Origin of the sequence: Bizionia gelidisalsuginis, from assembly GCF_008086185.1 — a bacterium.
GTDB lineage: Bacteria > Bacteroidota > Bacteroidia > Flavobacteriales > Flavobacteriaceae > Bizionia > Bizionia saleffrena.
Window position 1 is genome coordinate 1 of the sequence record NZ_VSKN01000115.1, and the last position, 527, is coordinate 527.

Sequence of the window (527 nt, forward strand, 5' to 3'; positions counted from 1 at the left end):
CTATTCAATCCTTCTTCCGAAATTAATAATGGTGTTGCACGGGTCGCGATAAAAGGCGGACACCCTCCCTATCACTACAAATGGAGTAACGTAAACACGCCTTTAGTTGTGGCAGAATCTGTCGGTTTGATAGAAGGGATGGAGCATTCCGTAATTATTAGTGATGCTAACGGAAATTCTGTTTCCAAGACATTTACCATTCCAGCAAAGTCTATAACCGAAATATTTAATAGCAAAGTGCAACCAGCTGTAGATGTGTTGGGCGCCGTTTTGTTCTGGGATGCTTTTTCCGCTATAGGAATTTATGATCCGGTGGTTTACACGTCGCATGAAAACATACCCCTTCCACGCCGGGATATAATCACAGACGAAGACTATCTGGTAAAAAGTTGGTTGGCTGCGGAAGGAAGCTTGGTAAAAGAAGGAGAGAAAATTGCTGTGTTAGAAAGCAGTAAGAATATAGAACTTTCCGTTTTTGCTCCAACTGAAGGAACTTTAAAATACGTAACACAAGAAGGGGCTATAAT

Annotated in this window: 1 protein-coding gene; it reads left to right on the forward strand. The window is 41.6% G+C overall.

What is annotated here, in order from left to right; all coding sequences use genetic code 11:
* Nucleotides 1–527 (forward strand): biotin/lipoyl-containing protein (locus tag ES677_RS15220; RefSeq protein WP_317130618.1); only part of this gene is annotated, 527 nt, incomplete at both ends.